This is a genomic window from Ancylobacter sp. Lp-2 (genome assembly GCF_020523795.1).
GTDB lineage: Bacteria > Pseudomonadota > Alphaproteobacteria > Rhizobiales > Xanthobacteraceae > Ancylobacter.
The window spans coordinates 373,876-386,903 of the sequence record NZ_JAJALI010000005.1; the positions used below are offsets into that span (position 1 = coordinate 373,876).

Below are 13,028 nucleotides of genomic sequence, written 5' to 3' on the forward strand. Positions count from 1 at the left end.
CCGCGCCGGTGATGCCGGTGCAGGACATGCCAGGCGGATGGGCGCACATGATCACTCGGCCGAGGATACGGGCGAACGGTTCGAGGCCATGCTGCCCGGCGACCGCCCGTAGGAGACACCCGCCTCGCCTGTCCACGACGTCATCCCCGATCGGCTATGCCTCATTGCTCCCGAACGCTTGCATCAAGGAATAAGGGTCGCTCCCCATCGGCGGCAAGAATTTTGTTCTTTAATTGACACTTGTTCACATATTGAACATATACTAGGAACTATGGTGAAACAAACGGACTTCATCGGCGGCTTTGCGAAAGGGTTGAAGGTCATCGAGGCCTTTGACGCCACCAGCCCCAGATTGACCATCACCAATATCTCCGAGACGACGGGGCTCGACCGGGCGACGGCGCGACGCTGCCTGCTCACGCTGGTAGAGCTGGGTTATGCACGCCATGACGGCAAGCACTTCGAGCTGACGCCGAAGGTGCTGCGGCTCGGTCACGCTTATCTCGCCGCCACCCCACTGCCACGGTTGATCCAGCCACATCTCGACGCCCTCTCGGAAGAGGTGGGCCAGAGTGCATCCACAAGCGTGCTGGAAGGAACGGAGATCGTCTACATCGCCCGTGCTGCGCAGAAGCGGGTGATGTCGATCAACCTGGTACCCGGCTCGCGGCTTCCCGCCTGGTGTGCCTCCATGGGACGGGTGCTGCTGGCGGCACTGCCGGAGGCCGAGGCGCGCGCGATACTGGAGCGCTCGAATCTGCGCGCCTTCACGCCCTTCACCCACAGCACCCCGGACGCGGTGATGGCCGAATGCAGGCGCGTGCGCGAGCAGGGCTATGCCGTCGTCGACCAGGAGCTCGAGCTCGGATTGTGTTCGATCGCCGTACCGCTTGTCGATGCGCGCGACCGCGTCGTCGCCGCACTCAATATCGGCGCCTCGGCAGCACAGACGGCCGCCGCCGACATGCCCTCGCTCTATCTCCCCGCCCTGCGCCGGGTCCAGGCGGCGCTGCGCCCGCTGCTGTACCCGGCCTCATGAACCGGTGGCCCGATCGCCAACGGCGGCACCGCCGTTCCCGGTTTCAGCCGGCGCTCGATGTCAGCGGCAGACATCCAATGCCGTGAGGGTCAGAACCTTCGCGACCTTTTCCATTTCGCTGAGCAGAACATAGGCGCCCTCCGGCCCGCCTGCCGCGAAGGCGGCGATCGGCCCGTAGTTCACCGCGGGAATGCCGGCCTTGCACAGCCATGAGGTGTCGCAGGCGGAATAGGCGGTCGGCAGGATGGCGCCGATCTGCTTCGGAGGGTGCCCTTCCAGCGCCTCGTAAGAGCGCGCCAGCGCCTGCACGATGGGGGCATCGACAGGAAGATCGACCGGCTCCATCACCAGACGGCGGCGACCCTCGATAGAGTCGGGAACCGGCATCTCGATGCGGTACTCGAGATCCGGGTCGTCAGCCTTCAGCCCGTCGAGCACAGCGCGGACGTCGCGCAGCACGTCGTCCACCGTCTGGGTCGGCACGAAATGCACGTCGACGACGATGGTGCACATGTCCGGGATGTAGGGCGGCTCGGAGCGGTAGGTCTCGCCGCGCCCGCCGATGATACTGCCGACGTTCAGCCGCGGCAGGGCCGGCAGCGGCGGATAGGGTTCGCAGTCGAACGTCATGGCGTCGAGCGCGGCGAGCACCTTGGCCATCTTGTTGACGGCGTGCACCGTGCCCTCCAGCTGGCTGAGGTGTCCCGAGCGCCCGATCACATGGATCGCGAAGTGCATGATGCCGCTGTGGATGGTGGCGATGTTGTCGGCGCCGAACGGCTCGGTGATCACTGCCATGTCGGTGCGGAAGCCGCGATTCATCAGGTGGTTCATCCCCTCCCCGCCCTGCGTCTCGCCGACCACGAAGGCGAGCACGAGGTCGCCGGCGAGCGTGGCGCCCGAGCGCCGCACCGCCTCGGCGGCGACCATGAAGGTGGCGAGGCCGCCCTTCATGTTCTGCGCGCCGTGGCCGTAGACTTTGTCGCCGTCCACCCAGCTGGCGAAGGGATCGCGCTGCCAGCCGCGCGTGAGCGAGTTGGTGTCGAGATGGCCGTTGAACATCAGGCTCTTTCCGCCGCCGCTGCCCTTCAGCGTCGCGACCACCTGCAGGCGGCCCGGCTCCACCTCGTCGAGTTCCACCTCGTAGCCGCGGTTGCCGCACCATTCGGCGACATGGTGGGCCAGCGGGGTTTCCTCGCCCTTGAAGCTGGGAATGGCGACGAGTTCGCCGGTAAGGCGGACGAGATCGTCGCGAGTGACGAGAGCGAGGGCGACGGCTTGGGTGTCGGTGACGGTCATCGGCATGCGTTCCTTGCCGTCCTATGCCGACAGGCTGTCGACCAGACGGTCGAGAAACCCGTCGCAGGCAGCGATCTGGGAGAGAAGGAGATATTCTTCCGGCGTATGGCATTGCGCGACGTCGCCCGGCCCGCACACCACGGTGGCGATGCCGAGCGTCTCGCGGAACAGACCGGCTTCGGTGCCGTAGGCGGCCTTGCCGGTGCCATTCGCGCCGGCAAGCCGCTGCACGAAGGCGACGCCCGGCTCGTCGGCGGGCGTGGACAGGCCGGGATAGCGGTTGGTCACGTTCACCTCGACGGCGCTGCCGGGATGGCGGGCGGCCAGCGTCCGGCCCGCCTCGGCGAGCTCAGTGAGGATGAGGTCGGGATCATCCTCGGGCCGGTTGCGGATCTCGAAGCCGACCGAGCAGTGCTGCGGGATGATGTTGACCTTGGTGCCGCCGGCGATCACCCCGACATGCAGCGTCGTATAGGGCACCGACAGTTCCGGGTCCGGCACCGCCGCCACCTTCAGTCGTTCCTGGATGCCGCGGGCGACCTGAATCATGTCGCTGGCGAGCAGGATGGCGTTGACGCCCTTGTCCGGTTCGCTGGAATGGCCGGCAACGCCCGTGATCTCGATCGTGCCCATCACCTTGCCTTTATGGGCGATGAGCACCCGCATGCCGGTGTTCTCGCCGACGATGCACAGCTCCGGCCTCGGCTCCAGCTCGGCAAGCGCTGGCAACATGCGGCGCACCCCGACGCAGCCGATCTCCTCGTCATGCGACAGAGCGAGGATGAGCGGACGCTTGAGCGGACGCCGCGCCGCCCGCGCCATGATGCGCAGCGCGCAGGCGACGAAGCCCTTCATATCCGCCGCGCCGCGACCGATGGCGCGGTCTTCCGTCACGCGCAGGCGGAACGGATCGTCGAGCCAAGGCTGGCCGGCGACCGGCACCACGTCGGTATGGCCGGACAGGATCACGCCTGGGCGGTCGGCCGGGCCGACCATGGCGAAGAGATTGGCCTTCTGCCCGTCCTCGGTGGGGATGCGCGTGGCCGCGATGCCGTGGCCGGCGAGGAACGCCTCCACATAGTCGATCAGCGGCAGGTTGCTGTCGGCGCTGATCGTCGGGAAGGCGACGAGATCGGCGAGAAGCTCAATGCTGTCGGGAATGGCGTCCATCGGCGGCGCTCCCTCACACGTCGTCGGAGGCCGGAGCCTCGGCGGGACGCAGGGCGCGGGCGAGATAGAGCGGCATGCGCGGCTCCCACACCGCCCAGTGGCGGCCGAGCTCGGCGATAGGGTCGTCCTCGTGCCAGTCGACCCGCAGGTCCGCTACCGGCCACGGCAGGTCGGCGACCACGACCACGCCGGCCGAGCGCACCATCTCCACCTCGCCGCCCGCCGCGAGGCCGGCGGCGAGACCGGCGATCAGCCGGCCGGCGAGATGGCCCCTCGACGCCTCGAAGGTGGCGACCATGGCGGCCGGCACGCCTTCGGAGGCGAGCAGGTTGCCGACCGCCACGCAGTCGGCACCGATGCATTCAGCGGTCTTGTCGAGGCAGCTCGCGCCGGTGAAGCCGGCCGGCACCCCCTGCGGCCCGATGGCGGCCAACTGGCGGAACGGCGCGTCGGAGGCGGTGGCCGACACGATGTCGACCGCCTGCGCCGCACTGGCGCCCTTCTCCATCAGGTCGAGGCCGCGCCGGCCGAGCGCCGGGTCGGTGAAGTTCTGCGTCGCGAAGGCGCCGATGCCGGCCCGCGCATGGATGCAGCGCGAGGAGACCGCCGGCGAGGAGGAGGAGACCGCGAGCCCGAGCATGCCGGTGTCGCGACAGCGGGCGACGAGGGTGAAGGTCACGCCGCCACCTCCTTGCGCTCGCCGGTCGCCTCCGAGAGGCCGGCTGCCCTGGCGACGATGCCGGCCGAACGGTCCCAGTCGAAGTTACGGTACACCGCGCCGGCCTGCGCATAGGGCGGGCTCTGCGCGAACAAATGGAAGGTCAGCCGGTGGCCGGCATAGTCCGAGTTCATCAGGTCACGGGCATAGGCGAGCAGCTTGCGCCGGTCCTCGGCCTGCCAGTTCTCGTTGACCGAGTAGAACTTGTTGAGCCAGTCCGCGGTTTCCGGGTTGGCGAAGTCGGCGGCGCCTGGGGTGACGCAGATCTGCCCGCCGCACAGCTCGCGGGCGATGTGAACGGCGTTGTGCATCTCGCCGCAGCCGAGCAGACGTCCGGTATAGAGCAGCGACTGGTTCGGCATGCACAGGCCGCCGGGGCTCTCCTGCGCCGCTTCGACCGAGGCGATGAGATGCGCCTCGATCCCCTCGCGGTAGCGGGCGAGCTGGACCAGCTTCTCCTGCACCGCCGGCTGCTTGTCGAGGCCAGTCTGGCGCACATTGAGCAGTGCCGTGCCAATCAGGAGATCGGCGAAGCGCAGGATGCGCTGCAGGAAGGGGAAGGCCGCGTAGCGGTGCAGCGTCGAGCGGATGAACGCCGCTGCCGCGGTGTGGCGATTGAACAGCACGTTCTCCCACGGCACCAGCACATCGTCGTAGATCACCAGCGTGTCGATCTCGTCGAAGCGGTTCGACAGCGGGTAGTCCTCCGGCGATCCCTTGCCGGCGAAGCCGCCACGGCAGATGAACTTCATGTTCGGTGCCGAGAAGTTCGAGATGAACCCCACGGCGTATTCCGACAGCTTGGCATCGCCCCAATTGGCGATGGTCGGCTTGACGAAGGCCTGGTTGGCATAGGCGGCGGCGGTCTCATATTTGGCGCCGCGCACGATGATGCCGGCGTCGGTCTCCCTGACCACATGCAGCAGCATGTCGGGGTCCTGCTCCTGCGGGCGCTTGGAGCGATCGCCCTTGGGATCGGTGTTGGCGGAGACGTGGAACAGGTCCTGATCGAGGATTCGGTCGATATGCGGCTGGATGTTGCCGGCGAAGTGGGTGTCGATGGAGGTGAGCACCTTGGCGCCGTCGTGCAGCGACCACATCTCGCCGATGGTCTCGTCACCGAGCCGCGACACCACGCCGCCGAATTCGTCCATCATGGTGTCGACCGCCCGCCGCTTGGCGTGCCAGTCAGCCTTGGCATAGGGCAGCGCGAGGCCGGTGGCGACGTCGCGCCCGCGTGCATCGCGCGTCACCATGACGTCGCGGGTCGCGGGGTCGTGCTGCATGTCGTAGATGCGCGCGCGGATATCGACGAGCGGGCGGAAGGCGGGATGCGCGGTGACGTCGCTCACGCGCTCGCCATTGATCCACACGCGACGTCCGTCGCGGATGGAGTCGCGATATTGTGCGCCGGTACGAAGCATATCCGATATCCAATCTTTACGTGCGACAGGCAGCAGCCGGGAAAGTCCAGCCACGGGCCAGAGCGGGGCAGAGGAAGGCGCCGCGGGGTTCATGGGGATGACGGGGGCATGGCCCGCATCGCTGACGTCACCAGCGGTTCCGTCGGGCTGGACGGGAAATCTGCGGCGCCAGCTTCATCTCGGCAATTCGTTCTTGATGAAGCCCGGCTTAGGAATTTCCGATGCTCCTCGTCAGCGGGTCTGCGACAGCTTCTCGAGGCCGACCACGCGGTTGAAGACGACGACCAGGGTCAGCGCGAGCGCGGACAGCAGCGTCGACATCACCGCCACGACCGGGTCGTCGAAATCACGTATGTGCTGGTAGGCGACGATGGGGAGCGTGTTGCTGTCGAGATCGACGAGGAAGACGTTCACCGCGAAATTGTCGATGACCTCCACCAGCACGAAGACGCCGCCGGCCAGCAGCCCGGGCTTCAGCTGCGGCAGCGTCACCTTCAGATAGGCGAGCAGTGGGCCGGCGCCGAGGTCGCGGGCCGCCTCTTCCGTCGCCCGATCGACGCCGCCGTAATTGGCCGACAGCGCCCGCACGGCATAGGGCAGGCACACCACCATCATGGCGATGGACATGCGGACCAGGCCGATGTCCTGGTTGAGAATGCGGAACAGGCTGAGAAAGGCAACGCCGGTGACCACGCCCGGCACGATCAGCGGCGACAGGATCAGCGAATCGACCAAGCGCCGGCCAGGGAATTCCCACCGCGCCACCGCATGCGCGGTGCACAGTGCCGCCGCGAGGCAGCAGGGCACGACGATGAGGGCGAGCAGCCCAGTCTCCATCGCCGCCTTCTGAAACTTGGTGGCGTTGAAGAAGGTGACGTACCAGCGCAGCGAATAGGACTGCACCGGGAAACTGAAATAGCGGGCCTCGCTGAAGGAATAGAGCAAGGTGAACAGCGTCGGCGCCAGCAGGAAGAGCAGCATCGCCGCACCGAACACGGTCCACAGCAGACGGGAGACAAGACGGTTCATGCCGCGCCTCCCCTCGGGATGCGCCGCCGCGTGGCGAACCTTTCCAGCCAGAAGAAGAGGCACAGCGTGGCGATGGCGACGACGAGGAAGATGACCGAGCTCGCCGCCGCGAAGGGCAGATTGAAGGCCACGAAGAGCTGGTCGTAGATGTAATTGGAAATCAGCCGTACCCGTCCGCCGCCGAGCAGCAGCGGAAAGGCGAAAGCGCTGATGGCGAGCGAGAACACCAGCGCGCCGCCGCTGATGATCGCCGGCACGGTGATCGGCACGGTGATGCGGAAAAAGGTGGTGAACGCCCCGGCACCGAGGTCGCGGGCTGCCTCCTCCACCTGCATCGGCACCGAGCGGATGCTGCCGAATACCGTCAATGCGAAATAGGGCAGCGTGAAGTGCAGCAGTGCGATGAACACGCCGGTCCAGTTATAGACCAGCGCCACCGGGCGATCGACGAGGCCGAGCGCCAGCAGCGCGTCGTTCACCACCCCGCGCCGCCCGAGCAGGATCAGCCAGCCATAGGCGCGGTTGATGCTGCCGGACAGAAAGGTGAGCACCAGTGCGCCGAGCAGCAGGCTGCGCACCACCCGATAGGGCGAGCGGGCCATGATGTAGGCGAGCGGATAGCCGAGCAGGATCGAGGCCAGGGTCACGACGACGGCGAAGACGATGGTCTCCCCGAGAATCGCCAGCGCCGCCGGATCGGTGACGAAGCGCACATAGTTCGCCAGGCCGGGCGGCCCCTGATATCCCGGCGTGCCCGAGGCCGGCTGCAGGAAGCTGACGAAGCCGAACACCGCGAAGGCGCCGAAGAACAGCGCCATCAGCACCGCCATCGGCACCAGCAGCAACGCGCCTCCCTTCATCGCGCCCGCCCTCATCGCGCGAACAGCTGCAGCTGTTCGGCGGCGATCGCCAGCCCGACCCGCTCGCCGATGGCCGGGCCGCTGCCATGACGCGGCACCAACGCGGTGAGAACGGCACCGCCGACATCGATCTCGCAGCTCAGCCGGCTGCCAACCAGCGACGTGAAAGCCACGGTGCCCGCGAGATGGCAGCCGTCGTCGTCCGGCAGGCAGAACCGCAGGGATTCCGGCCGCAATGCCAGCGTGGCCGGACCGGTCGGCAGGTCGCTGTCGACCGGCAGCGCCGCGCCGCCCGGAAAGCGGAAGGAGGTCCGGCCCGTGCGTTCGATCATGCCGTCGACGAGATTGGAGACCCCCATGAAGCTGGCGACGAAACGGTTCGCCGGCCGGTCGTACAGCTCGATCGGCTCGGCGAACTGCTCGATGGCGCCCGCCCGCATCACCGCGATGTAGTCGGAGAGGACCAGCGCCTCTTCCTGGTCGTGGGTGACGACCACCATGGTGACGCCGAGCTGGCGCTGAAGCTTGCGCATCTCCACCTGCATTTCCTCGCGCAGGTGGCGATCCAGGGCGCCGAACGGCTCGTCGAGCAGCAGGATCTCCGGCTCGACCACCAGACAGCGCGCCAGCGCCACGCGCTGCTGCTGGCCGCCGGACAATTCGGAGGGAAAGCGCGCCTCGAAGGCATCCATGCGCACGAGCGCAAGGGCGCGCCGCACCTTGTCGGCGATCTCCGCGCGCGGCGTCGCACGCAGGTGCAGCCCGAAGGCCACGTTGTCGAACACCGTCATATGGGGAAACAGGGCGTAGCTCTGGAACACCATGGCGGTAGGCCGGCGCTCCGGCCGCAGCGACAGCACGCTGCGGCCGTTGATCCGGATGTCGCCCGCACTCGGCTCGACGAAGCCGGCGATCATGCGCAGGAGCGTGCTCTTGCCGCAGCCGGAGGGGCCGAGCAGGGTCAGCAGCGCCCCGCGCGGGAGCCGCAGGTCGACCTCCCGCACGGCAGTCTGGCCGCCATAGTTCTTGCGCAGGCCGGCGAGTTCGAGAGCGGCGACGTCAGCAGGCATCAGCGGGCGATCTCGGCCTTGAAGCGCTCGTTCCAGCCACCGATCGCGGCGTTGACCTTGGCTTCGTCGAAGCTGACCTGATCCGCGACGGCGGGCAGCACGGCGGCAAGCGCCGGGGAGGGCTTCACCGACTTGTTCACCGGGCCCATGTCGATCTTGGTGGAGATGATCTCCTGCGCCTTGGGTGACAGCACGTAGTCGATGAACTTCAGTGCCATGTCCTGCTTGGGCGTGTTCACCAGCGTCATCACGTCGAACATCACCGGCGACGGCTTGGGGCTGAGCACCGCGACATCGACGCCGTCGGCGCGCAGCGGCGCGGCCTGCGACGGCGGGCCGACGAGAACCGTCACCTCGCCCTGGGCGAGCGCGCGGCGCGAGTCCGAATCCGAGCCGTAGAACATCGCGATATTGGGGCGCAGGTCCTGCCACGCCTTGAAGCCGGGCTCGACATTGTCGATGCCGCCGCCGTTCAGCAGCGCGGCGACCAGCAGCATGCGGCCGGCATAGGTCTCGACATCGGGGGTCGCCAGCGAGTCCTTGAACGTCGGGTCCCAGAGGTCCTTCCAGCCAGTGATCGGCTTCTTCACCAGGCTGGGGCGGTAGATGATCGACAGCGGGTAGTAATAGGCCGCGACATAGGCCTCCATCTCGGCGCCGTCGATCAGGTCCTTGGCATTCGACAGCTTGGCGGCCGGGATCGGCGCGAACAGCTTGCGGTCGGCAGTGGCGCGCGCGGCGAGCGAGGAGGTGGAAAACCACACATCGATCTTCGGGGCATCGGCCATCGACTGCAGCCGGGCGAGGCCATCGCTCGAGCCGGACTGCGTCACCGGCACGACGTGGATGCCGGTTTCCTTCTCGAAGCCGTCAGCCACTTCCTGCAGGCCCTGCTCCCAGGTGGTGCCCCAGGCCTGGACAGTGATTTCCTTGTCGGCCGCGGTGGCCGGTCCGGCCAGCGCGGACACGAGGCCAAGCGCGGCCACGGCGAGAACGGAAACGGACTTCCGCAAAACGGACTGAGTCATGGTGTGTCCCTTCTGGATTTTTGGATGTGCCGCTACAGCTCAGCGACGAGAAGCGAGCGCTGCGAGGCCATCGATTGCGTAAAAATCCTTACAGAACCAAAGGGGGTTGACCAGACGACGCGACGCTTTCGGCTCAACGGATTTTCCGCAGCGCGGCATAGATTTTTTATTGTTTGCCCCATGACATTCCATCGTCGATGATCGGTTTTTAGACCTGCCCTATTTCTGCGCATAAGCCCTGAGGCGTATCTTGGCCACCAACTATTCGTTGCGACAGCTCCGCTACTTCGTCGCCGTGGTCGAGAGCGGCGGCATCGCCCAGGCCTCCCGGCACCTCAACATCTCGCAGCCCTCGGTATCCGTTGCCGTGAAGGAACTGGAGATGAGCTTCGGCATGCAGATGTTCGTGCGGCAGCGCTCCTCGGGCATGACGCTGACGCCGGTGGGCCAGCGGGTCTACCTGCACGCGCTGCAACTTCTGAAACATGCCCGGGAGTTCGAGCAGCGCGCCCTCGGGGAGAACGACATCGTCGCCGGCGAGATCTCGCTGGCCTGCTTCGAGACGCTGGCGCCGCTCTACGCACCGGGACTGATCGCCTCGTTCAAGGAGCGTTTTCCCGACGTGACCATCCGCCTGCATATCGGCGCGCAGGAAAAGATCATTGAAGGCCTGCGCTCCGGCGCCTACGACCTTGCCATCTGCTACGTCCAGGGGCTGAGCGCCAGCATCGAACACGTCGCGCTGCTGCCGGATCTCTACCCGCGCGCGGTGCTGCCCAAGCGCCACCGTCTTGCCTCGCGCGCCAGCCTTTCGCTCTCCATGCTGGCCGACGACGACCTGATCCTGCTCGATATCTGGCCGAGCAGCGAATATTTCCTCACCCTGTTCGACGCGGCGGGCGTGACTCCGCGCGTGGCCTACCGGGTGCCTTCGATCGAACTCGTCCGCGGCCTCGTCGGCCAAGGCCTCGGATTTTCCGTACTGGTCACCGAGCCGCCGCACGCCATGACCTTCGACGGACAGGAGGTGGTCACGATACCGCTCACCGACCGCATGATCCCCTCGCGTACCGTCATGGCCTGGCACGGTTCCACCGCGCTGACCCGCCTGACCCGCGCCTTCCTGCACCATTGCCAGAGCCACATCGAGATCCCCGCGCATATCGCGCCCCCCGAAGGCTATGTCGCCGCACCGATCCCGCCCGGCTTCACCAGCAAGCCGAGCAAAGCCAAGATTTCGTCCTGAGAGGCCCGCATGAACACCCTCACCCTGCTCCGCAACATGGATTCCAGCGAACAGAAGCTGCGGACCGACCTCGCGGCGGTCTTCCGCATGGTGGCCCGCCTGGATTGGCATGAAGGCATCGCCAATCACTTCAGCGTCGCGCTGCCCGGCCCCGGGCGCCGCTTCCTGATGAACCGCAAATGGCGCCACTTCTCGCTGATGAGCGCCTCCGACCTGCTGCTGCTCGATGCCGACGATGCGAGCGTGATGTCAGGCTCGGAAGCGCCGGACCCGACCGCGTGGGCGATTCACGGCACCATGCATCGCGAGCTGCCCAACGCCCGCTGCATCCTGCATGTCCACTCGCCCTACGCCACCGCACTGTCCTGCCTGAGCGACCCGCGCATCCTTCCCATCGACCAGACGACGGCCCGCTTCTTCAACCGCGTGAGCATCGACACCGGCTATACCGGCATGGCCGACGAGGTGGACGAGGGCATGCGCCTCGCCCATGTGCTGGGCGGCAACGAGGTGATGATGATGGGCAATCACGGCGTGCTGGTCACCGGCAAGAGCATCGCCGAGGCTTATGACACGCTCTACCATCTGGAGCGCGCCTGCCGCACGCTGATGCTGGCCTATGCCAGCGGGCGCGAACTCGCGGTGCTCTCCGACGCGGTGGCCGAGCAGACGGCCCGCGACTGGGAGAGCTTCACGGACTCGTCCTTCACCCACCTCGCCGAGGTGCGGCGGGTCCTCGACCGGCACGAGCCGGACTATGTCAATTGACACCGACGCCGGAGGCGCCGCCGTTCATAGTCCGGGGCACACCCGACCGCGATCCGCCTCCCCTCGCTCCTGTTCGACGAGAGGCTGATCCAGCGCGGCCGACCTGCTAATTCGTGCCGTCGGCGCGGGCGAGCATGGCGTTGAGCAAGGTCTGGGCGCCGGCGGCGCAGTCGGCCTGCGTGGCGCTCTCGGCCGGATTGTGGCTGAGCCCGTCCTTGCAGGGCACGAAGATCATCGAGGTCGGCACCACCCGGGCGGTGTAGACGGAATCGTGCCCGGCACCGGAGACGATCTCCCGCGCCGGATAGCCCGCGGCGGCGGCACCCTCCCGCACGGCGGCGATGCAGTTCGCGTCGAACGCCACCGGCGGGCTGTCCCACATCCGGACCAGCCGGGCCGGGGTCTTGGCGAAGGCCGGGCCGGCCAGCGCGGCCTCGACCGCCTTCTCCATCGCCTCCAGGGCGGCCGTCTCGGGGTGGCGGAGGTCGAGGGTGAGGCGCACCTCGCCCGGCACCACGTTGCGCGAGGCGTTCACCACGCCGATCTCGCCGATGGTGGCGACGCCGTCATGTTCGAGTGCGATGCGGTGGACGATGAGGACGATTTCGGCCGCTCCGACCAGTGCGTCGCGGCGCAGCGGCATCGGCGTGGTGCCGGCATGTGCGGCGCAGCCCTCTACAGTAAGATCATACCAACGAATACCCTGCACGCCGGTGACGATGCCGATGGTCTTGCCCTCGTGCTCCAGCACCGGCCCCTGCTCGATGTGCAGCTCGAACATCTCGCCGAACGCCACCGAGCCGACCGGCGCCTCGCCGGCATAGCCGATGCCCTCCAGCGCGTCGCCGAAGGTGACGCCCTGCGCATCGGTGCGCGCCAGCACGTCGTCGACGGTGAAGACGCCGGCATAGGCTCCGGACGAGATCATCGCCGGGGAGAAGCGGGAGCCCTCCTCATTGGTCCAGTTCACCAGCATCAGCGGCCGGCGGGTGACGTAGCCGGCGGCATCGAGGGCGCGCAGCACTTCGAGGCCGGCGAGCACGCCCAGCACGCCGTCGAACTTGCCGCCGGTGGGCTGGGTGTCGAGATGGCTGCCCATGGCGATGGGCAGCGCGTCGGGATCTGTCCCCGGCCGGGTGGCGAACATGTTGCCGAGCGCGTCGATGGCGACGGTGCAGCCGAGCGCCTCGCACTCGGCGCGCAGCCAGTCGCGCACCTGCCGGTCCTCCGCCGTGAGGGTGAGGCGGCGGATACCGCCGTCCGGCGTGCCGCCGAAGCGGGCGGTTTCCATCAGACTCGACCACAGGCGGTCGGAATCGATCGTCAGGTTCGACACGGCAAGGCTCCCTGGAAAACGCGGGCGGCGGGCGGCGAATC

The 13,028-nt window shown here is 67.4% G+C and carries 12 protein-coding genes; 3 read left to right on the top strand and 9 right to left on the bottom strand.

Annotation, left to right across the window (positions count from 1 at the left end):
• Positions 1-274 precede the first annotated feature (274 nt).
• A complete protein-coding gene (locus LGR54_RS15275; protein WP_230362889.1) occupies positions 275-1,039 on the top strand; it encodes an IclR family transcriptional regulator C-terminal domain-containing protein in 765 nt (254 codons plus the stop codon).
• Positions 1,040-1,099: 60 nt separating this feature from the next.
• Here the strand turns inward: LGR54_RS15275 and LGR54_RS15280 are convergent, their stop codons facing one another.
• The 8 genes from LGR54_RS15280 to LGR54_RS15315 form a co-directional block, all read right to left on the bottom strand.
• Positions 1,100-2,338 carry a M20 family metallopeptidase gene (locus LGR54_RS15280; RefSeq protein ID WP_230362847.1) on the bottom strand — a complete coding sequence of 413 codons (1,239 nt, stop codon included), beginning with the start codon at positions 2,336-2,338 and terminating at the stop codon, positions 1,100-1,102.
• Positions 2,339-2,359: 21 nt separating this feature from the next.
• The gene (gene argE / locus LGR54_RS15285; RefSeq protein ID WP_230362848.1) at positions 2,360-3,508 is read right to left on the bottom strand and encodes an acetylornithine deacetylase; all 1,149 of its coding nucleotides are present in this window, start codon (positions 3,506-3,508) and stop codon (positions 2,360-2,362) included.
• 13 nt (positions 3,509-3,521) lie between these two features.
• The gene (locus tag LGR54_RS15290) at positions 3,522-4,187 is read right to left on the bottom strand and encodes a DUF1028 domain-containing protein (RefSeq protein ID WP_230362849.1); all 666 of its coding nucleotides are present in this window, start codon (positions 4,185-4,187) and stop codon (positions 3,522-3,524) included.
• Positions 4,184-5,650, bottom strand: coding sequence for a 4-hydroxyphenylacetate 3-hydroxylase family protein (locus tag LGR54_RS15295; RefSeq protein ID WP_230362850.1), 1,467 nt, complete (start codon positions 5,648-5,650; stop codon positions 4,184-4,186). Before LGR54_RS15295 ends, LGR54_RS15290 begins: the two co-directional genes overlap by 4 nt.
• Before the next feature lie 231 nt (positions 5,651-5,881).
• A complete protein-coding gene (locus LGR54_RS15300) occupies positions 5,882-6,679 on the bottom strand; it encodes an ABC transporter permease (protein ID WP_230362851.1) in 798 nt (265 codons plus the stop codon).
• Positions 6,676-7,539, bottom strand: a complete 864-nt coding sequence (locus tag LGR54_RS15305) for an ABC transporter permease (protein ID WP_230362852.1) — start codon at positions 7,537-7,539, stop codon at positions 6,676-6,678. Before LGR54_RS15305 ends, LGR54_RS15300 begins: the two co-directional genes overlap by 4 nt.
• 11 nt (positions 7,540-7,550) lie before the next feature.
• On the bottom strand, positions 7,551-8,609 hold the full coding sequence (locus LGR54_RS15310) for an ABC transporter ATP-binding protein (protein ID WP_230362853.1): 1,059 nt from the start codon (positions 8,607-8,609) through the stop codon (positions 7,551-7,553).
• Positions 8,609-9,637: a PotD/PotF family extracellular solute-binding protein gene (locus LGR54_RS15315; protein WP_230362854.1), complete on the bottom strand. Its 1,029-nt coding sequence runs from the start codon at positions 9,635-9,637 to the stop codon at positions 8,609-8,611. Before LGR54_RS15315 ends, LGR54_RS15310 begins: the two co-directional genes overlap by 1 nt.
• A gap of 250 nt (positions 9,638-9,887) precedes the next feature.
• Here LGR54_RS15315 and LGR54_RS15320 point away from each other — a divergent pair, with 250 nt between their 5' ends.
• Positions 9,888-10,883 (top strand): LysR substrate-binding domain-containing protein, encoded by a 996-nt coding sequence (locus tag LGR54_RS15320; protein ID WP_230362855.1) that lies wholly within the window; start codon positions 9,888-9,890, stop codon positions 10,881-10,883.
• Between the two features lie 9 nt (positions 10,884-10,892).
• Positions 10,893-11,651, top strand: coding sequence for a class II aldolase/adducin family protein (locus LGR54_RS15325; RefSeq protein WP_230362856.1), 759 nt, complete (start codon positions 10,893-10,895; stop codon positions 11,649-11,651).
• A 106-nt stretch (positions 11,652-11,757) separates the two neighbouring features.
• Here the strand turns inward: LGR54_RS15325 and LGR54_RS15330 are convergent, their stop codons facing one another.
• Entirely contained in the window at positions 11,758-12,987 is a 1,230-nt protein-coding gene (locus LGR54_RS15330; RefSeq protein ID WP_230362857.1) for a Zn-dependent hydrolase, read from the bottom strand.
• Positions 12,988-13,028: the final 41 nt, after the last annotated feature.

What these genes read in the sequence shown, in the direction of transcription:
- LGR54_RS15280 (WP_230362847.1), bottom strand. Translation starts at nt 2,338, where the DNA reads ATGACCGTCACCGACACCCAAGCCGTCGCCCTCGCTCTCGTCACTCGC.
- argE (WP_230362848.1), bottom strand. Translation starts at nt 3,508, where the DNA reads ATGGACGCCATTCCCGACAGCATTGAGCTTCTCGCCGATCTCGTCGCC.
- LGR54_RS15295 (WP_230362850.1), bottom strand. Translation starts at nt 5,650, where the DNA reads ATGCTTCGTACCGGCGCACAATATCGCGACTCCATCCGCGACGGACGT.
- LGR54_RS15300 (WP_230362851.1), bottom strand. Translation starts at nt 6,679, where the DNA reads ATGAACCGTCTTGTCTCCCGTCTGCTGTGGACCGTGTTCGGTGCGGCG.
- LGR54_RS15305 (WP_230362852.1), bottom strand. Translation starts at nt 7,539, where the DNA reads ATGAAGGGAGGCGCGTTGCTGCTGGTGCCGATGGCGGTGCTGATGGCG.
- LGR54_RS15310 (WP_230362853.1), bottom strand. Translation starts at nt 8,609, where the DNA reads ATGCCTGCTGACGTCGCCGCTCTCGAACTCGCCGGCCTGCGCAAGAAC.
- LGR54_RS15315 (WP_230362854.1), bottom strand. Translation starts at nt 9,637, where the DNA reads ATGACTCAGTCCGTTTTGCGGAAGTCCGTTTCCGTTCTCGCCGTGGCC.
- LGR54_RS15325 (WP_230362856.1), top strand. Translation starts at nt 10,893, where the DNA reads ATGAACACCCTCACCCTGCTCCGCAACATGGATTCCAGCGAACAGAAG.